Origin of the sequence: Monoglobus pectinilyticus (assembly GCF_002874775.1) — a bacterium.
Lineage (GTDB): Bacteria > Bacillota > Clostridia > Monoglobales > Monoglobaceae > Monoglobus > Monoglobus pectinilyticus.
Map to the genome: position 1 here is coordinate 1703259 of NZ_CP020991.1, position 20552 is coordinate 1723810.

Sequence of the window (20552 nt, forward strand, 5' to 3'; positions counted from 1 at the left end):
GTATTGAGAATATTGTGCTTATGGAAAAGTTCACCTATAAAAATAATAAGACAAAAACAATATACTAGAGTGAAAATCGAAATTAGTCGCTGTTGATAATGTTGGAGGGAAAAGGTGAAATCTGATAACGGAAAACCAAAACCTACATTGTGCCCGGCAAAAATAATTACTGCGGTAGCCAGGATAAGAGAGTGTAGAATAAAAAAGTATGGAGATAGTGACAGCTGGAAAGATGTTGAGCCGCAAAGGCATATGGACACGGCTTCCGGGCGCTTTGTTGTATACATAAAAGACCCTTTGGGCGTAGATGAAGAAAGCGGGCTGCCGCACTTGTGGCATTTGGTTTGCAATACTGCGTTTTTATATAAATTGGAAGATAGAAGCAGCAATGATAGCTGAAGATATCAAAAAGGGAATTTATGAGAAATAGATATGTTATTATTTGTAATAATTGCGAATATTTGGATATAACCAAAGACGTACACAATATGAGTAATTATAAAAAACTCATATGTGGAAGATTTACAATACTAGGTTGTTACATTTAAACGCACATCCGATTTTATATCTGTGTGGTAGTTGTAAAGATGATAATTATAAAGGGTTCGTATTTTATAAAGATTAAATTCAAGTATTATGTAGTATATCATTTTTTATTTTCTAAAAAATCTTTTTGCACTGTTATTGTTGCCAATGTGTCGCCGAGCTGTGTAAATATTGCGGCCAGCAGCGGCAGTTCTTCAGGCTCTGCTGATTGTGAAATGCTTGCTGCAATCGCGGTTACCACAGCAGTAATAGCAATGGGGTCCATACAAAAATCCTCCTAAGGTTTATATTGTATATTATGTAATTCTATTTTACTTGTGAATATGATAATTTTATTTGACTGGGTGCTGCAAAACTTATGACAGACGTTGTCAAATATATGCGGCCTAAACTTGAGAGAAAAACCGAAAAGGTAATAACAAAAAATAAACGATTATTTTGATGCGGTCCAGCAGAAAAATGAGCTCTGAAACTAAAAGTAATTATAAGTTTTAATAAATGAGCAGATTGCCTAGACGTTATCAGCCCAAAAAATCTATATAAACTTGAACATAATTTATGTATGCAGACAACATTTACTTAGTTAAACGGTATAAGGATTTAAGACATAAAAAACGGCGAGTCTTTATATGGCAGCGCTCTGCCTGCCGATAGTATGTTCCGAGTAAATAGGACAAGCGGTTCAATTATGCGTAATGTTTTACTTTTAACTGAAATATCGGGGCAAATTGAAGCGATAGACTAAACAATAGCCTGGTTATTAAATATGACATATTATGAATGGATAGAAAATCTGACAGACAAACAAAAAGAAATATTTGACAAAACACGTTGTAATGTATAGAACCAAAGCAGCTGCAAGAAACAATATGCGAGGTATACCGAGGTTTGGGGTAAGGAGAATGTACCTAAAACGTTTGACGAGTTCCCAAATATAAAGTATAATTATACCGATCAATCGGACGATTTAAAATATTACGAGCGTAATATTAATGGGAGACCGATTGAATATGTAATGATATACAGAGAGCTTGAAAAAGCAGGTATTAAAAATAAGAGAAAAGCATATCCGGCAGAAGATATTGAAATAACTGCTGGCGAGTTCAAGCAGAAAACAGAATTATTGAACATGAAATTAGTAAAGATTCAATTTTAAGTTATAAAGAAAATTCAGTTATAATGATGAAGAAATATTCCAAACCTAATACACAAAATAATTATAATTCAATTGAAGTGAAAATAGGTGTAAGAATATCAGATGGTTTGGTTTGTACTGTTTATAACAAGCATGATTATAAATCAGATACATTGAAATTATTGGAGGTGGCTTATAAATGGCTGGAACAGAACTTGTTAAATGTCCGATGTTAAAAGAGAATATTGATGTAGCATATTGTATTGAACTTCAAATGATTGCCAATAAAGAAATAAAACCAACCCAAACTGAAGAACATTTTACAGCAAAAGATTATGCGGTCTGTTTAAAATGCAAGAAACAGGTTTGTCCTACTCCTGATATTATAAGTTAATATTTTTAGAAAATATAATTAGGTGGTATAGATGAAAGCATTTATTAGAGATAATACAATACTAATAGAAAATTTTGAATTGAAGTCAGAGAGAGCAATTTTTGAGGCTATTGTGGAAGAATTTAAATTGAATAATGATATCATAATTAAACGAGAAATTATGGGACCGTCTGAAGATATAGTATCTGCCGAATATAATAGCGGTGAAATATTTTTATATTATGACGTAGATTATGAGCTGTGCCCTATTAGATGTTCCGATAGTAATATACAGCAAGTTTTTGAGATTGTAAATAAGGTTATAAATAATATTTAATTAGCATCTTTGCGAATGAACCGACCTCCTTTTCGTTAGATTTTTAGTCTAACTTTTGGGAGGCGGCACATTAGGGGTGCTTTTTTGTTACGAAAAGAAGGCGGGATTATATGAGCGGAAGTTAGGGGAATTAACTGTAAGATTTGCGGGTGACGCGTCGTCATTAAGTTCTACTATATCTTAGGTGCGGCCAGAATTATCCGGTATGAATGCAATGTCACAAAAAGGCGTGAAAATCATCGCAGAGCAGACCCGGCAAATGGGCGGATATGATAAGATAGTCGCAAAGCCGGCCTAAAGTCTAAAGCAAAAGCAAAGTATATTGGCTGAAACGGAAAAAGCGTATAAGCAAAATACTAAACAGCTGACCGAAAATATTAAAGGGCAAAACGGTCAGAAATCAGCTATAGGCAGTTTATGACTTAGAAAAATCTGAGATTCAGGTTTTGGAATCTGCTAATGCAGGGCTTGATAAAAGCGGTCAGGCGTATATGGATGGTGTATTCGCCGTTATATCTAAATGGATTATTGTCATTTTCAGTTTTACCCATATGGTTTCCGAATGCGTCATATGGATAACTTTTTAGTACGGCTTCCGTTTGTAGTTGATATTATCGAAATATGTCGGTTTTCTCTGTATACATAAAAAACTGAAACGGAACTATGTCAATTTTTTATGCGTACACTTGTCAAACTAATGGTTTCTTGGAGGGCGTAAATTATACGCCCTCCAAAACAATTTTAGTTATACTCTTTGTAATCCTTAGTCCATTACAGCTGACAGTAAAATACTTATTTTAATATTTGATTTCCTTCCGAATTTATATAGTAATTAAATTAATTTTAATCCATTATATCATGTTGTTTTGTTAAATAATCTTCTTCTAATTTTATACGCGTATTAATTCTTCTATAATTATAAAGCTGCGCATAATCACCCACCTGTCTCGTATGTATATACAATGCTTGATTTACAAGATATAAATATTCATATGCTGTTATATTTTCTTCTAATTGTTCCGGATATATATTCATTTCGTATTCGCTTAATGCGTTTTTACAATTTATCATTCCAGTATCTATGCAAAACTGATAGTATGGGTTACATACTTCCTGATTATTTTCATAATAATACTTTGCTATATATAAATCTGCGTAAAATCGTGAACCGCTGGATGTTGATAACATTCTGCATACTGTTACAAATGCTTCATTATATGTCATATTATTGTCAAAGTTTGCATATAATTTCCCGTCTTGTTCTTGTCCTGTTATTAAATTATAATAAAATAAACTTGCGGCTAATTTATAGTCATATGACAATGGTTCTATATCAGAAAATTCAAATTTTCGTGCAGTCCTATAATTTCCATAATAACTATTCATTCCATATAACCACGCCTCTTTTTCAAGTTCATCTTTTATTTGCTCTGCTGTATAACCGCTAGTTATTCCAATAAAGTCTCTATCATATGTATTAAAAACATATGATATTTTTAATGCATCTCGGCGAGTAATTAAAGAAGTTTGATTCCAACGTGATTCAGCATTTCTAACTATATCCAAACTTTCAAGATTTTCTATTGCTGTTAACTCATTGCCTAGTTTGAACTGCTCCTCTGAACTTAACTCTGAGACATGCGTATCTTCTGCAAAAACAAATACATTTGTTAATATTACTATTATCAATACATAAACTATTTGTTTCATTTTTTTAGCTCCTTTTATCTTAAAATAATGTCATACTAGATAAAGTGTTTATTTAGTAATGTTACTCTTGGCATACTGCCTAAACTTTCCTCGTTTAATTCTCATGAGATCGTATAAGGCAAATACTGTATTCATGCACCATAATTGTTTCCAATATATGACTTATGCATAAAAAACTAAAATGGAGCCATATGTATTTATTAACCATTTAAAAAGGAAGTATTTGATGGATTTTTATTTTAAACAGTTAATTAATTTTATATATTTAAAAACTTTACGGTGTTTTTTATTCCGTTTCAGTTTTTTATGCGTATGCTTGTCCTTTTAAACCTCATCTTGTAAATTTGTTAAAATTAAAGTATTGCTGTTTTCCTCATAATCTACTTTATATCCTATGGCTGCGCAGAATTCTCTTATTGACACATATGTATCATCAATATTATTATTAAATTTTCTTTCATATCTTTCTATTGAATTTTCTTCAATTATTTTATTAAATTTCTCTTTGCTTAAATTATCATATAAACTATTTTTTATTCCAAGATAATTAACTAATATTCTATCGTTTTCAAACAAGTATGGATATATAGAATTATCATATAAATGTCCGTTTATATTTAAATACAGATATCTTTTTCTAGCCTCAAAACCCTCTCTCTTTAATATTATATATTCTCCATAAGTTTTTCCATCATATTTTAAATCACATCCTGCCTTTTCAGGAAACAATTTATTATCTGCATAATGTAAATTAATTTGGCATTTTAATAAATTTGAAATTATTTTTTTATATGCTGCTACATTTATAGGCATATTTAACATGTCAAATTGAGTTCCAGTTTCATCAATTAATTTATATTTTAATGCTTTTTTATATATTTCTTCATCTGTAAAAATATAATCTCCGAGTTCTTTAATACATTCTTCTCCGGAAGGTTCTAAACATCGGATGCACCAAGTTAAAACTTCACATATTTTAGCCTTATCATATGGTCTTACTTCCCAGCCAGCATTGTTTTTCAGTTCTAATTTAACCATTCCAATGGACCACGAATATAAAAAATAGTCATAACTATAAAAATCATTTTTCGGATTATAGTCAATAAATGGTCTGCCTAAGTACATTCCTCCCATATCAATTAAATCTTCTGTCAAACCTATAATTTTCATTATGTTAACAATACAGTCTTCTCTTGTAAAACTATCATTCTCATAATTTTTATACAATATTAATTGCTCTGTTAGTTCATCAGTATTTATTTCTGTTTTGTCTAATGCATATGAATTTATTGAGAAACTTTGAAATATCGCGCATGTTATTAAAATAAAGAATATTATTTTACTTATATTATTTTTCATTTTCTATCCCTTTCAATCATTATCTTCATAATTATATAAAACAGTGTTTAATTCAGGTTCAACTATTATAAATTTTTTAATTTTTCTATGCAAATTATTTGAATAGAATATTACCATTTTCATTTTATAAATTCAGTTAATATTTCATCATTTATATTTCAAAATTTTTTAATCAAAACGTTTATAATACAACTATTCTCTTTATCAGGATACATAAATACAGGCACAATATTTTCATGCTCATTTCTATATCCCATAATAAATTTATCTATATTTTTATTTGATGCAATTTCGTAATTTATTTTATTTATTTCCTTTTTTAGATAAGTTTTTCAAATTAACTTTTATACTAAATTATTATATAAATCCATATGTTTTTACATCACTTGCTAACTTTTCTGATATATTTTAAAATTCTGCAATTCTTTGTGGTGAATTATTGTTCGAAAACAGATTATAAATTGGTTTTGTAATAATACTTGATATTTTTGTTCTTATATTTAAATGCGATTTTGTATAGTTATACATAACAAATCTATATATAAAATTTAATACAACTATCACAATAACTATAGAGACTAAAATAATAAAACTTTAAGTTTTCTCATTTACGCATGTTCCTCACTCTAACAATATAAACATACGTATTTTGTATATCTTGTCCATATAAATAATAGTCTGTCAAACTAGCATTTGCTTTTTTATCTGTATGTTGTGTATAGTATATATCGTCATTATCAGCAGAAGTTATTATTGAAGCATATTCTATATTTCCGTCTTAATAATAACTATAGGTAAAACTTAACTGCATAGCTTCATTATACTTCCGGTTTGTAACCTTTGTCAACAAATATAAATATAATCGACTATAAATGGTTGATTATGTGAAAGTTAATGACGAGAAATTTGTTTGCGGTGTATATTTCGCCTTCTAGGCTGTTTTGTTGAAATGCTTAAGTCATTTTGATATACTGTCATCAAAGAAAAATGGGAGATGATGGTATCAAAAAATCGAAAGTAATATTTCTGATAACTGTGTTTATTTTATGTCTGAGTTTATATTTGAAGACAGAGCTGCCTGGGTGACCGATATTAACGGAAACAGCAGTAAGATTAATAGGCGGGGCGAAGTTGTTCTTCCATTTGCTGTGCTTGCAGTTTATGATTCTCACAACATACTGGTTGGTAATGAAATTAAAACTCTTGAAAGTTTTGAAGACGGAGAAACTCAAACAGTTGTTTTTGATTTGGATTCTACGGATACACAGAGGATATATCGTCTTTTTATTTGGGATAGTTTGCAAACAATGCGTCCGGTTTCTGTTCCTGTAGATATAGAACAGAATGAATAAAAATATTGTGTAAAAAGAATGACTGTTAATTTTATTGACTTATTTAACAGTTAATATGTTTATTATACTATGGGGGGATTAAAGCATGAAAAAGATAATTGGTTTGTTATTAACTTTGTCAGTATCTATAGGTATTTTGTTATTTAGCGCTGATTCCGTTATTGCGGCGTCTTATAACAGTTCTGCTGCTTTAAATTACGCCGCGGCTCATTGGAATGATAACGTTGGTCTTTGCGCCGAGTTTGTTTCCAACTGTTTAAGCGCGGGAGGTTGCAGTGCATGGAGCAGGAGCAGCAGCGCTTTAAGAAATCAGCTGATAAATTCCGGACTTGGAACCGAGTATGAATTAACCTTGAATTCAGATAAGTCAATAACAGCGTCGAACTATTCAGGGAAGTTAGCTGCCGGAGATGTTATTTTTTATTATTGTCCCGGAGCGAAATGTTCAGCGCGGCCGTATGTTCACACAGTGCTTTGTAATGGAGCGGACGCAAATGGATATGTAAAGGTCTATGCACATAATAAAGCGAATAACGGAAGTAAAAAATATTATTATAGCAAGACTTGTCCGAATTGCGGAACCGGTATATATAAAGCATATGTATATCATTTTAAAACAAATGAAACTCCGGCAAATATTGGTACGAATGTCTATGGGACAATTATCAATACTGCTTGCTGGAAACCAATTACATATAATCCGGCTGACGGTTTAGTCAGATTGAATCAGGCTAACGGAATGGCAAATCAGGCCTGGAAGTTTTTTAGACAATCGGATGGCAGTTATGTTATTAAATCAGCTGTGGATCAAAAGGTGTTAGAAATATTCAATGGCGATACTGCTGATGGAACTCCAATAGTTGTTAGAAATACTGACTGGGGAGGCGCATATCAGCGGTGGTACTTGTATCCATACGGAAACAATGGAGGTTATATTATAAAGTCAAAGCATTATCCGGAAAAAAACCTTGTTTTAGATTTATGCGGCGGTAGCACTGTGGATAATAATATTATACAAATTCATGAAAGAAATAACACAAATGCACAAATTTTTTCGGTCTATACAGCGTCAGACAGTGTTATTGCTTCTCCAAATTTAACGGTTTCTGCAGGAACTGCTGTTACCAATACGGTTTTTAATTGGAATAATGTTCCGGGTAAAGACAGATATGATTTGAAAATATGGAAGGTTAAAATTGAAGGGGATTCTTATCATACAGAATGGGGAACCTATTCCGGATATGGAAAGGTTTTGCCTGCCGGGAATTATGTTGCTTATGTAGACGCTGTTAATGCATTTGATTGTCTTAGAAGCAATGTTGTTCAGTTTACAGTCAAAAATCCAATTTTTAAAGTAAGTTTTAATTCTAATGGAGGCAGTTGCTCAACATCAAGCAAAAATGTTACATATACTGCAACTTACGGTGATTTACCTGTCCCGACACGAACCGGCTACACATTTAAAGGGTGGTACACATCTGCAAGCGGTACAACAAAAATAACAGGTGAAAACAAGGTTAATATAACTTCAAATCAAACGCTTTATGCACAGTGGACGCCAAGCTCTTATACTGTGAGTTTCAATTCAAATGGAGGAGTTTGCTCTATAAATAAAAAAACTGTGTCATATAATGCGTCTTACGGTGATTTACCTGTCCCAACACGAACCGGCTACACATTTAAAGGGTGGTACACATCTGCAAGCGGTACAACAAAAATAACAGGTGAAAGCAAGGTTAATATAACTTCAAATCAAACGCTTTATGCACAGTGGATTCCAAATACTTATACAGTAGTATATAATCCAAACGGCGGAATAGGAACAACAGCAAATTCATCACATACATTTGACACTGCAAAATCTCTTAATATTAATAATTTTACTAAAGAGGGATATTCATTTAAAGGCTGGTCTAAAAACAAAGACGCAGAGATACCTGAATTTACTGATCAACAGTCTGTTAAAAACCTTACGTCTCAAAATAATGCAGTTGTAAACATGTATGCGGTATGGAGCCCAAACAATAGCTCCGCTTATACAAAAACAACTTTAAAAGATGGTATTTTTAATGTAAAAGCATTTAACTTAAATGAAAATTGTATTATAATTCTGGCATTGTATAAAGACGGTCTGCTTGTTGAAACACAACAAATGGAATATGATAAAACAGACGTTATTTTCTATGCAGACAAGGAATTCGATTCGGCTAAGGTTATGGTTTGGAAAGACTCTCAAAGTCAAATACCATTAACTGATACTGAGGATGTTGTGATTCCATAACAGGCTTGATATTAGATTGATATTAATATATAATAATTTTATGGTCAATTTTTGGGGGAATGAGTATGTTTACTATAGCGATTTGTGATGATAATAAACAGGATTGTTCTAACCTGTGCAATATGGTGGAGCAATATTTTTGCGGAAAGCAGAAGATTGAATTACATTCCTTTCAAAGCGGACTGGTTTTATATCAGTTTATGAAGAGTCAGAACGTGCATCTTGTGATTATGGATATCATGCTTGATAATCAAAGTGGTATTGATATTGTTAAACAGCTTAAATATATAGCGCCGGATTGTAAAATTATCTTTGTATCTATCAACCCTGAGTATTTTCAGGATGTTTATTATGTGGATCATCTGCAGTTTTTAGTTAAACCTATTGAACGCAAAAGATTAGATTTTGCTTTGGGTAAAGCTGCCGCACTGTGTGAAAAAGAATATGTCTGTTTAAAAATCCAGGGAACAGTACAAAAGATTTTATCAGAATCTATTCTTTATTTTGAAGTCTCAGGACACAATACTACTATATGTCTGAATGACGGAACTGAACAGACGTGTTATATTTCTTTAAAAGAGATAGAGCGGAAGCTGAATCAAGCAACATTTTTACGATGTCACCGGAGTTTTATTGTTAATATGAAGCATGTATCACGGTACGAAAGGTCGTCGCTCCAGTTAGATGATAAACATATGATTTCAATAGGAAAAAAGTATGAAAAGGACGTGCGGCAAAGGCTGATGTCTTACTGGAAAGATGTAATCTAAGGGGGATTAAGATGGAAAACGGTACGCCGCTTTATTTTTGCTTTTTTATCATTACATCAGCTATTGGAACAATTAATTCAGCTTTATTTTTTGTATGGTTGTTGGAACCGAGATGGAAATGGTGGAAAACTGCCGGGATTTTGTTCTTGTCTTTTTTTGTACCGACAATGATTCTTCTGCCTTTGCGTGAAATAATATTGGTAAAGTCTCCGGTTTTGCTGGCGGTTACGGTTGCCGCAGTGGCATTCTGTTTTAAGGATAAATTTTGGCAAAAGGCGCTGTGCGTGACAATTTATCTTGTCAGCGGTTTAATTATAGAAATGGGCGGTTCTACTGTCTGCAATCTAGTGATAGGCAAACCGTATGTTTGGGAATTTATTTCGGTAGGAGATTGGTTATTTTATATTTTTATCAATGTCTGTATTCAGCTGACTGTCTATGCTATTATCATACTTCTATACCGGAGGCGGAATTTTAAGGATGTGCTGCCGCAGAGGGGGATTATCAGTATTGTATTATTTTTGACAGGTCAGATTACACTGTCTTTGTTTGTCATGGCGGTTACATATCAGTATAAGCTTTATTCAGTTGGTATTGTGATATTGTGTATATTAATTAATGTTATATCAGGCGGTTTAGGTATTTGGATGGTTTATAGGAATATTCAGATGCTGAGGAGTGAAACCGAACTTGAAACTGTCAGAAAACAGCTTGACATGCAGGAGACATACACCGGGCAGATACGCAGCCAGTATGAGACAGTAAGACGGCTGAAGCATGATTTTAATAATCACTTAAAAACTCTTTCCGGACTTAGCCGGCAACATAATTATGACGAGTTGGATCAATATTTAAATGCGCTGTCAGAAGAAATTTCACTGCTGGATAAAGCTACTTTCTGTACGCGCCCGGCTGTTGACGCGGTACTTTATCACATTGACCAAACTGCAATACAGACAGGTATTAAAACAGAATTTCAGGTTTTTGAGATAGAAAAGTTAACGGTTCCAGACATAAAGTTATGCTCAATTTTATTTAACTTGCTTTCAAATGCACTCGAAGCCTGCGCAAAGGTTGACGGTGAGAAGTATATTCATCTCAAGACGGGTATAAAGGCGGGTAACTATATTATTTCGGTAGAAAACACGTCATTGCCTCCGGCTAAAGGGTTTGAATCAGTTAAAGCGGATCGAGTTAATCATGGATTGGGGTTGAAGATTGTAAGCGATCTTGCAGCCGGTCTAGGAGGAATGAGCGAATTCAGTTACGAAAATGGAGTGTTTAGTAGTGTAGTCTGCTTGCCATGGTACAATGAATCAGCTTTTATATAGAACAGATGTTAATTAGACAACTGCTAATATTAAAAAGTAGTTGCTATTTTAGAGATTTTAAAATTTGAAATGTTATAAATAATTAGAGTGCAGTTTAACTTGATGTAAAGGCGAGGTATATATTTAGTAAATTTATTTTTAATTTGCTGTGTATTATCAGAACAAAGAATTTAGTTTTATAAAAATTAACAGAACCTTAGTGAATACTAGAGTTCTGTTTTTTTGCATATTTTATATTAATTGCGCTATATATTTGTATTGGTTGCGATTGTTTTTCTATAGAATATAAAACCATCTGTTTGAATAATATTTTTACAAAATATATATAAGTAATGGTTTTATTATGGAATTATATAAAATGAAAAATAGTGTACATATAAATTAAATTTATTGCGTCACAGAGCAGAAGGCTATTCGCCTTCTGCAACAATTTTTTCCAATACCGCGATAAGGTCTGACATAGTATTCAGCTGTACGTCTTTTTCAAGAATAGCATTCTTTAATGCGATTGGTAAGCTTTCAAATTTATCGCGTAAGTTTGGAGCTACATATGACATAAAAATCACCTCTGAAGTATATAGTATCCAAATGTCAGATAAACATACAGTAAATAAAGTTCAAACAATGCTTTATTAAAATGAAAAAGCTGCTTTGTTATTCAAAAGAGACTTATTCCCGTGTTAATATATAATATAAATTAGCATAAATTTTAGTTTCAGGGCGTTTTGAATGAGGAGAATAAAAATTTTTGCAGGCGGATTGTATTTTTGATGATATGTATAATTTGCTTTAAAATAAAATATTAAAATTTAAATAGCTAATTTTCAGATGTATTATTTAATCAGTCTTTTATGCTTATTAATTTGACATAGGTTCGTCATTTATATCAGCGTATTTAAACTTTATGGAAAAACCACAAAGCATTATTCACGCAGTTATTAGACTGCATAAATTTGCGTCTCCCAATTTATCAAAGTCAACATGCCAAAGCCATGATACATCCTTTCTATTATTTGCAAGGCCGTTTATCGCAGAGATAAAATTATTTTTTTATAATCATCTGCACAATTGATTGGCTCGCATAGTCGGAATTTATATTACACAAAGTATTATAGCTTGTAAAAAGTTTCATTATTTTAACATAAAGTCTCCGCGATAAAGAATTTATGTGCGATAAGTCACATATCTTTTTGTACGAGAAATTGATAAAATATCTTTATATTTTGTCAAAGGATGTGGAGAAATGGAAATTTTAAAATTGTACTTTGGAAAAACTTTATACTATAAAAGACTTTATTTTGGCATAAGTCAAGAAGCAATGGCTGAAAAATGCTGCATATCATTAAGGCAGTATGTTGATATAGAAAATGGAAAGAGATTGCCGTCATTCAAAAGTTTAATTAATATCATAATTAAAAGCGGAATAGATTTGGATGAGTTTATTAAGGAGATTCAAGAGGAGGGGTATACTCCGGAAGATTATAAAAACGTAAAAAATAATTGATAAGTTTATATCGTTTTAATGAATTAAAAATATGATATAAACCCATATTTAAAATAAATAGTTTCCGGTTTTATTGTATTTGATTTGAACTATAAAATTTTTGATTAAGAAACTAACGAATTTATTATTTTTAAAATGGTGTTTAAAAGTAAATATAAGTTTGAAACAGCCGACTGCAGTAATGCAGTCGGCTGTTTTATTATATCAGTAGTTTGAACACGAAAACTGCCCGGCATATGTTATAATTTATCCTTTATCTTACATTTCTGTTCACTTTACAGCAATTTTTCATTTTTTACTGCTGCGTGAAAAAATCTGAAGCCGTATAATAGACTGTAATTATAAAAATATTTTATTTGAGGTTAAGAAAACGTCAGTATATACTGAATTAAGACTCGTATATAATTATATATGAATTGTCAAAAAACGACTTCCATTGAAGTCAATATATAAGAAATAGTGCTTTACAAAAAATTTTGTCAGTGTTAAAATATAACATATAGAATATAAAATAATGTGGTGGTACATATGCATGATATATGGAATCCGTGGCATGGCTGCGTTAAATGCAGCGAGGGCTGTGATAACTGCTATATGTATTTTTTGGACAAGGCGCATGGAAATGACGGTTCTGAGATATATAAGACTAAAAATGGCTTTCGATATCCCATTCAAAAGAGCAGAGGAGGCGGATATAAAATAAAAAGCGGCGAGATGATACGGGTTTGCATGACGTCAGACTTTTTCTTAGAAGAAGCGGATCCGTGGAGAGACGAGGCGTGGGAGATTATTAGAAGCAGAAGCGATGTTATTTTTTATTTGCTTACCAAACGCCCGGAGCGTGTGGCTAAGCATTTGCCGAATGATTGGGGAGACGGCTGGGAAAATGTGTTTTTTAATGTAACTTGTGAAAACCAAAAAAGGGCGGATGAACGTTTGCCTATCCTGATGGATCTGCCGTTTAAGCATAAAGGAATTATGTGCGCTCCGTTTATTGGTCCGTTAAGCATTGAAAAGTATTTAAACGGCGGACAAATTGAGCAGGTTATCTGCGGAGGAGAGAATTACAATGGAGCGCGTCCGTGTGATTATGATTGGGTCAAATCTCTACAAAACGAATGTAAAAAATATGATGTAACGTTTTGTTTTATTGAGACAGGGACGGTTTTTATAAAGGACGGTAAAAGATATAATATTCCCAATAAAAGAATACAAAGCGAGATGGCGTATAAATCGGGAATCAGTTATAGCGGAAAGAAAATTAAGTTTAATCTAAAGAGTAGGTACGGTTACAAAATACCGGAGAGTGAAATGTATGTTCCATATTTCAGAGAAGTGTGCGGAACCTGCGGCAGCAGACCTATTTGCAACGGCTGCGGTAACTGCGGCAGGTGCAGTCAGGTAACTAAGTAGTGCAAGCGCTTAAAAAGGAGGAATGTTATAGAAATAGTTAAGTTTAAGACGCACTTGTAAAACGTTTGGACAATATTTATTATAGTAATGCTGCAGGACGTCTTTAAATGGTTCATCCGGCGGAAAATATCTGTCGTAAGAATTAAGCATACTAAATATTATCTTCTTAATTTAAAGTTTTTTGTGTTTTAGAGAGATGATAGAAGTGTGTTATTAAATCAGCTGAAAATCTTTAAACATTTGTATGCGAAAGGTATTGCTATTGAGTTTATAGCTGTATATGGTATTAAATATAAAAAAATATAGAGAAATGAGGTATAAAAATGAAAAATTATTATTTTAAGTTTTTGGCTGTGATATTATCCGCTGTGATGGTTTTTGGTACAGTTTCGGTTTTTTCGGAACCTCAGAATTCAGAACCTCAGTTTGAGGAATTATCGCAGGATTTTTTAGACTATATAAATTTGGATGAAAGTGAGAGAAGCGGGATTGTCGCTCCATTCCCGGCAGAAATCAAACAAGAGCATAATAATGACGCTGTTCTCAGCAGTGTTTTACCTGAAAGATATGACGGCAGGGATTATGAGTATTTGCCTCCGGTAAAAAATCAAATGAGCACCGGAACTTGTTGGGCTTTTTCAGCCACAACAGCGCTTGCTGCATCAATGCAGAAACAGTATCCGGGAAATATTTTTGACTTTTCGGTGCGTCATATGGAGAATTCAGAAGCTATAAACCCAAATGATTTAGCTGACCCTGATTCTTTAAACCGTTATGTGGACGGCGGCGGGTATGGTTTGTCTCCGCTTGGATATTTTATGAGAGGAGCAGGACCCGTTGATGAATCTGAAATGCCGTTTCAGAATAATATTGAAGCAGAAAATAAGGCAGACCTTTTAATAAAACCCATCGCTCAGGTAAAAGAAGCCGAATATATGCCGCATAAGGAAACTTTTTTACTACCCGATACCACTGATGAATTTATTGCTGAAGCTAAATATAATATAATGAAATATGGAGCCGCTGGATGTGCGTATTATAGTTACGATCCGTTATATAATATGGACAAAAACTCATTTTATAATAATCAGCGCGGTACCTATCAAAATCATGCGGTTACTATAATTGGTTGGGATGATAACTTTTCGGCTGACAATTTTGTAGCAAAACCGCCTGCAGACGGAGCTTGGATAATACAAAACAGCTGGGGTTCGGATTGGGGAGACGATGGATGTTTTTATATGTCGTATTATGACGAAACGCTTGATGAATTAATTTTTTATCAGGATTCAACTCCATATTTGGAATACGATAACAGATACTATTTAGACCCTGCAGGATGGACAAGAGGACTTGGATATCCTGACAGCAACGGTATTTCTTATGGGATGAATATATTCGAGAAGCTTCCGGGAGAAGAGGCTTTAACAGAAGTGACTATAGGTGTAAGAGGGGATACGGATTATTCTATATATGTGATTCCTGACGCTGACAAAATAGATCCGGCGTCTTATGATACATCAAAAGATACTCCTGTTTGCACAGGTAATACCGATCATGCCGGATATATCACTGCGGAACTTCAAAACCCTGTGATTTTAGACGGAGAACGTTTTGCAGTGATAGTAAAATACAGCTGCCCGAGTTATATATACAGCCTGCCGGTTGAAGCCAGAATTAAGGTATATACTGAATACTATCATTTAGCTGCTGAGCCGGGAACAAGCTATATATCCGCTGAGGGTAAAGACTGGACAGAAATAAGCAACGAGAAATATGATTATGCCAATTGTTCGATAAAGGCTTTTACAAAGGATATCACGCCAAAGACAGAAGTAACGTTTGAGACTTTGGACCCAAAGGGAATTATGAGCGTGTATGACAAAGACGGCAGAAAAGCCGCCAAGAAAGCCGACGGCAGTTTTGCTTTGCCGAACGGTAATTATACTTATGTCCAGAGTACATATCATTGTAAAGATGTTACCGGAACTTTTTCCGTTAGCGGGGAGGAAAGTATAACTGTTAAAGTCGAAGGAAAAATGGAGCCCGGAGACTATTCTCCGGAATTAATTAAAAGAACTTATGAGTATGAAAAAGAACTGAACAGCGATGGGTCCCTTTCAGTAGGATTTGATTTGGGGAAAGGAACTTTAGCCGCAGAAAACGCTGTTGCGTGTGACGAGGGGATTCCCCTTGAACTGGGCGCAGACTATAATATCTCAGGGAACAGTATTGTTTTGACGCCTGAATATTTAAATGCAGTACGCAATTATATGATGCCTGACGGCGGTTCTTGGGTATTAGAAATTAAGTTTGATGATGATAAATTAACAGAATATCAGTTTGTTATAAAGTTTGAATCCTTAACGGTGGAAAATGTTGCTGATGAACTGATAAACGAATTGAGAAAGGCAAAACCCGGCGCCTTATCTGCGGATTTGGTTGCTTTGCTTCCTAAATTTATACAAGACAATTTTACATTTCTTTTTAATGGAGATCTTGAAGTTGAGTCGTCTAAGAACTATAATTTCGTGACCTGTGATGTTATAGTTATGTCAAATGACGGTACATATAAACGTCTCGCATATGATAATCAGATGTTATATAAAGTTGTCATGGCAGTAGAAAAATCGCATACGTTAACTGTGCGCGGATATGGAGATGTTTCGGGTACGCTGTTTATTTGTCAATATGACGGCAGCGGTTTATTGATTGACTCTAAGCCGTATACTTTGGAACTTAAAAATGGTGATGAGCTGGATTTTCCATATGAAATTGTTGAAGGAAGCGTTAGAAGGGAATTCTTTTTCTTCGATATGAATACGCTTGAGCCTTTGGCAAAATATTAGGTTTTAAAATGTGAAAGGAAGCAAGATGCAGATAAACAGACTGTTTGAGATAATTTATATTCTGCTCAATAAAGAGACCGTGACTTCGAAAGAGCTGGCTGAAAGGTTTGAGGTTTCAGCCAGAACTATATACAGAGATATAGATATTCTTTCCGCGGCCGGTATACCTATTTATACTGAGAAGGGCAGAAACGGCGGTATTTCTCTGCTTCACGATTTTGTGCTTAATAAGACGGTTCTGACGCAGGAGGAGAGAAACGATATTCTGTCTTCTCTTAAAGCTGTAAGTGCTGTGGGGGCGGACCGAACTGATACGGCGCTTAAAAAACTTGGCGCTATGTTTGGCGGAGGAGCGGATTCCTGGCTGGAAATAGATTTTTCGTCTTGGGCGGATTATAAGAAAACTGCCGAGACGTTTGAAATAATCAAGTCGGTCATTATTAATAAACAGGTGATAGAGTTTGAGTATTTCAGCGGTTCAGGCGAGAGAACAAAACGTGAGGCAGAGCCTTTAAAACTATGTTTTAAAGGTGGGTCATGGTATCTATATGCTTTCTGCAGGTTTAGAAATGATTTTAGATTTTTTAAACTGACCCGCATAATAAACGTGAAAATAAAAGAAGAAATTTTCAGCAGGAGTGTTCCCAGGAAGATTTTCAAAGAAAAAAATAGTTTCAACGATGAATTTATACGGTTGAAGATGAGAATATCGAAAAAGCTGGCTTACAGAGTTTATGATGAATTCGACGAATATTATGCGGATAAGGACGGCAGTTTCATTGCCTATATAATGTGTCCAAAGGACCAGTGGCTTTATTACTATATCTCAACTTTTGGGAAAGACTGTGAGGTTTTAGAGCCTAAAGAGGTTCGCAGCGGGTATAAGTCTGAAATAGAAAAAATATTAAAAATCTATAAACAAGAATAATAAGTTGTATAAATTAATAGATTAAATTAGTATATAGTTGGCGTGTTATATGGCTGTATGGATGAATATGAGGCAATGTATATGAAGAAAAACAAACGTATTATTGTAACAGTTTTATTAATAGTTTTGCTCTCTGCTGTTATAGCGGCCGCAGGCAAGGAATGCTATGATTTTGAGCGCAGAGCATGTTTCAGCCGGCTGACCGGATACACAGAAGAAATTGGCAGTGATATAAAGAGAACGCTTGAGAGTGACAGAAATATTTTAAACGGCGCTGCAAACATAATAAAACAGTATGATATTTCAGAGCGTGATGAGATAGTAAAAATCCTTTCTTCCTTTGAGGGAATGGGTTTAATTTCGCGTTTGGAGCTGTTGCTTCCGGGCGGTATGATGCTTACGGGTGACGGAGAAATTTTGGATATGTCAGGAGTGCTTTCTTATCAGGAGGAACTGTCAAAGGGTGTGCATATTTCTAAACGCGAAAAAGATTATCAAAATCAGTATAATTATATATTAAGACAATGTGTTCCTATTGAGCGAAACGGTGAAAATGAAGCCATTATTATCGGTGTGGTTGACCTTAATAAGCTTCCTGTATATTTTCCTGCCGCAGATTATGGCAATGAGACTCAGATTTATTTGGTTGAGAGGGAAACGGGTAATTTTTTGCAGGACACACAGCATAAAACGCTGGGGAATATGTATGGGTTCGGCGATAGAAAGACCAAAAAAGGTTACAGCAGCGACCAATTTGTTTCGGATATTGCCGCCGGAAAATCCAGCTCCGCGATTTTTTTGTCTCAAACATCAGGCGAGTATCTTTATTCTTACGTCTCACCTGTAGGCATACAAGATTGGATGATTTTGCTTAGCATCAGTGAGGATGAGGTGTTTTCTCAGGCTAACGTGATGATGAGGTTCTTCTTTGGATTAGCTCTGTCGTTTTTCCTCATTGTTTTAATTTATTTTATATGGATGATTAAGGATGTCAGGCGTGAAAATTTAAAGATGGATGAACAGCTCAAGAACGTTCAGTATATGCTTGAAGTTGAAAAGGAATTGTTTGACGCGCATTTGCATCCTGAGAATTTTAAGAGAGCACTTAAAAAGGTTTCTGATTATTTAACTGCAGAAGCGGCGTTTTTTTGGATAATCAACGGGCATTCCGATATTAAGTATTGTTATAACGGTTCGGGCATTGATTTTGATATAGATGAAGATAATGAAATGTCTGAATTGTTCCCGGGACTTTTTAATATTCTTCTTGAAAGGGGCGGCATATTAAGCTATGATATGAAGGCTGTTGCTGAGGAATTTCCTGTCGGAGGAAAGAACTTGGCTCAGTTTAATATTAACAATCTTATGCTTATTCCGGTATCAGGTTCAGGAGGTGAACTGACAATAATATTTGGCGCCTGCAATATGAAGCGCCGTTGGGAAAGCGATGTTCCGCTGAGACAGGTTTCTCTAAGCTTTTTTATGGCTTTAAACCATTATGAAGCTCATTATGAGCTGGAGAGACTTGGAAGAATAGACAACTTGACAGGGCTTTTGAACAGAAACAGTTTCAGCGCCGCTTTGGAAAGATTATCGAGTAATAAACCAAAGTCGTTTGGCTGTGTTTATATTGATGTTAACGGTCTTCATGAAATAAACAATTGCCTTGGTCATCAAGCCGGAGACGATATGCTGAAAGCTGTGGCGGATGCATTAAAGCGAAATTTTGGCGATGACGGCGTTTATCGGATTGGCGGAGACGAGTTCGTAATTTTAAGCGAAAATAAGACTGAGACTGTGATTTCAGAGAAAATTAAAGCTGTAAGATACGAACTTAAAAATCAAGGTTATGCGTTGTCGGTGGGAACGGCCTGGAAAGAATCTTTTAACAGATACGATTTGATAATTAATGAAGCAGAAGCAAAAATGAGAAATGATAAAAGAAAGTTTTATTGTGAAGGAGGAGCGGTCAGAAGTTCACGCAGTTTGGATAAGCAGGTTGAAAAGATGGTTTTGGAAAAACAGGACGCTGACGCGTTTCTCTCGGTTTTAGCTCCTGAATTCAAAGGGGTATATTTTGTCGATTTAGACAGGGATACAGTCAGACACCTCTATATACCGTTTTATTTTGAAAAAATTTTAAAAGAGACAGGTGATGTATTCAGCAAAGCCCTGCTGCTATATGCTGCTAGAAATGTAAGACCGAAATATATAGAGTATTTTAAAAGCGTGTGTGATTATAACGGTTTAAAAATGAAATTGAGCGATAATATAACGCCTGAATTTTTATATCAAAAAAAGGATGGCTCCTGGCTGAAGCTTAGAATATTAAAATTTAAGAATTACGGAGAGAACAGCCATGAGACTTTGTGGATATTTACGGATTCGGAATCCGAAATACAAAATTAAAACGTTTAATAAATAATCGTCAGATTATAAGGCGCCTCTCACGGCGCCTTTTTGTTATAACAACGTTCCGTTCATGGATAAGACTAAACAATATTTTTAGATTAAGAGGTATAAATTAATTAAAAATGATTCAGTTCAAAGAAACGGATTATGGATTTTTATATTATTGAGTATATCAAAGCAAATGAATGTCATAGATTTATGTTTCAATACTGAGCGGCAATTTTCATCAGGATTTCTAACGTGTTTACGGGA

At 34.1% G+C, this 20552-nt stretch carries 19 protein-coding genes; 14 read left to right on the forward strand and 5 right to left on the reverse strand.

Annotated features, from left to right (window positions below):
* Positions 1-114: 114 nt before the first annotated feature.
* Positions 115-399, forward strand: a complete 285-nt coding sequence (locus tag B9O19_RS07365; RefSeq protein WP_102365812.1) for a dATP/dGTP diphosphohydrolase domain-containing protein — start codon at positions 115-117, stop codon at positions 397-399.
* 247 nt (positions 400-646) lie between these two features.
* Here the strand turns inward: B9O19_RS07365 and B9O19_RS11850 are convergent, their stop codons facing one another.
* The gene (locus tag B9O19_RS11850) at positions 647-811 is read right to left on the reverse strand and encodes a DUF6774 domain-containing protein (RefSeq protein ID WP_169925270.1); all 165 of its coding nucleotides are present in this window, start codon (positions 809-811) and stop codon (positions 647-649) included.
* A gap of 750 nt (positions 812-1561) precedes the next feature.
* Between B9O19_RS11850 and B9O19_RS11675 the strand changes: the two genes are divergently transcribed.
* The 4 genes from B9O19_RS11675 (at position 1562) to B9O19_RS11680 (ending at position 2978) form a co-directional block, all read left to right on the forward strand.
* Complete coding sequence (locus tag B9O19_RS11675) at positions 1562-1702, forward strand: hypothetical protein (RefSeq protein ID WP_158648943.1); 141 nt, start codon at positions 1562-1564, stop codon at positions 1700-1702.
* Between the two features lie 178 nt (positions 1703-1880).
* Positions 1881-2075, forward strand: a complete 195-nt coding sequence (locus tag B9O19_RS07370; RefSeq protein WP_102365813.1) for a hypothetical protein — start codon at positions 1881-1883, stop codon at positions 2073-2075.
* 31 nt (positions 2076-2106) lie between these two features.
* Positions 2107-2391: a hypothetical protein gene (locus B9O19_RS07375; RefSeq protein ID WP_102365814.1), complete on the forward strand. Its 285-nt coding sequence runs from the start codon at positions 2107-2109 to the stop codon at positions 2389-2391.
* A gap of 446 nt (positions 2392-2837) precedes the next feature.
* A complete protein-coding gene (locus tag B9O19_RS11680; protein WP_158648944.1) occupies positions 2838-2978 on the forward strand; it encodes a hypothetical protein in 141 nt (46 codons plus the stop codon).
* A 256-nt stretch (positions 2979-3234) separates the two neighbouring features.
* Here the strand turns inward: B9O19_RS11680 and B9O19_RS07380 are convergent, their stop codons facing one another.
* Both B9O19_RS07380 and B9O19_RS07385 read right to left on the reverse strand, forming a co-directional pair.
* Positions 3235-4101: a hypothetical protein gene (locus tag B9O19_RS07380; RefSeq protein ID WP_102365815.1), complete on the reverse strand. Its 867-nt coding sequence runs from the start codon at positions 4099-4101 to the stop codon at positions 3235-3237.
* A gap of 324 nt (positions 4102-4425) precedes the next feature.
* Entirely contained in the window at positions 4426-5460 is a 1035-nt protein-coding gene (locus B9O19_RS07385) for a hypothetical protein (protein ID WP_102365816.1), read from the reverse strand.
* Positions 5461-6506: 1046 nt separating this feature from the next.
* On the opposite strand from B9O19_RS07385, the gene B9O19_RS07390 reads away from it, so the two are divergent.
* The 4 genes from B9O19_RS07390 (at position 6507) to B9O19_RS07405 (ending at position 11194) form a co-directional block, all read left to right on the forward strand.
* Entirely contained in the window at positions 6507-6812 is a 306-nt protein-coding gene (locus B9O19_RS07390) for a hypothetical protein (RefSeq protein ID WP_102365817.1), read from the forward strand.
* 85 nt (positions 6813-6897) lie between these two features.
* Complete coding sequence (locus B9O19_RS07395; RefSeq protein WP_102365818.1) at positions 6898-9093, forward strand: InlB B-repeat-containing protein; 2196 nt, start codon at positions 6898-6900, stop codon at positions 9091-9093.
* A gap of 65 nt (positions 9094-9158) precedes the next feature.
* The gene (locus tag B9O19_RS07400) at positions 9159-9863 is read left to right on the forward strand and encodes a LytR/AlgR family response regulator transcription factor (RefSeq protein WP_158648945.1); all 705 of its coding nucleotides are present in this window, start codon (positions 9159-9161) and stop codon (positions 9861-9863) included.
* 11 nt (positions 9864-9874) lie between these two features.
* Entirely contained in the window at positions 9875-11194 is a 1320-nt protein-coding gene (locus tag B9O19_RS07405) for a sensor histidine kinase (protein WP_102365820.1), read from the forward strand.
* A gap of 410 nt (positions 11195-11604) precedes the next feature.
* On the opposite strand, the gene B9O19_RS11855 is transcribed toward B9O19_RS07405, so the two are convergent.
* A complete protein-coding gene (locus B9O19_RS11855; RefSeq protein ID WP_169925271.1) occupies positions 11605-11751 on the reverse strand; it encodes a hypothetical protein in 147 nt (48 codons plus the stop codon).
* A gap of 370 nt (positions 11752-12121) precedes the next feature.
* A complete protein-coding gene (locus B9O19_RS12290; protein ID WP_154058683.1) occupies positions 12122-12232 on the reverse strand; it encodes a MurT ligase domain-containing protein in 111 nt (36 codons plus the stop codon).
* A gap of 205 nt (positions 12233-12437) precedes the next feature.
* On the opposite strand from B9O19_RS12290, the gene B9O19_RS07410 reads away from it, so the two are divergent.
* The 5 genes from B9O19_RS07410 to B9O19_RS07430 all read left to right on the forward strand — a co-directional run bounded on the left by B9O19_RS07410 (position 12438) and on the right by B9O19_RS07430 (position 20297).
* Positions 12438-12698, forward strand: a complete 261-nt coding sequence (locus B9O19_RS07410) for a helix-turn-helix domain-containing protein (protein WP_102365821.1) — start codon at positions 12438-12440, stop codon at positions 12696-12698.
* Between the two features lie 528 nt (positions 12699-13226).
* Positions 13227-14111 (forward strand): DUF5131 family protein, encoded by an 885-nt coding sequence (locus B9O19_RS07415; RefSeq protein ID WP_102365822.1) that lies wholly within the window; start codon positions 13227-13229, stop codon positions 14109-14111.
* 323 nt (positions 14112-14434) lie between these two features.
* On the forward strand, positions 14435-16960 hold the full coding sequence (locus B9O19_RS07420; RefSeq protein WP_102365823.1) for a lectin like domain-containing protein: 2526 nt from the start codon (positions 14435-14437) through the stop codon (positions 16958-16960).
* A gap of 10 nt (positions 16961-16970) precedes the next feature.
* Positions 16971-17888, forward strand: coding sequence for a helix-turn-helix transcriptional regulator (locus B9O19_RS07425; RefSeq protein ID WP_306560084.1), 918 nt, complete (start codon positions 16971-16973; stop codon positions 17886-17888).
* 81 nt (positions 17889-17969) lie between these two features.
* Positions 17970-20297, forward strand: coding sequence for a sensor domain-containing diguanylate cyclase (locus tag B9O19_RS07430; protein ID WP_158648946.1), 2328 nt, complete (start codon positions 17970-17972; stop codon positions 20295-20297).
* The last annotated feature ends 255 nt before the right edge of the window (positions 20298-20552 follow it).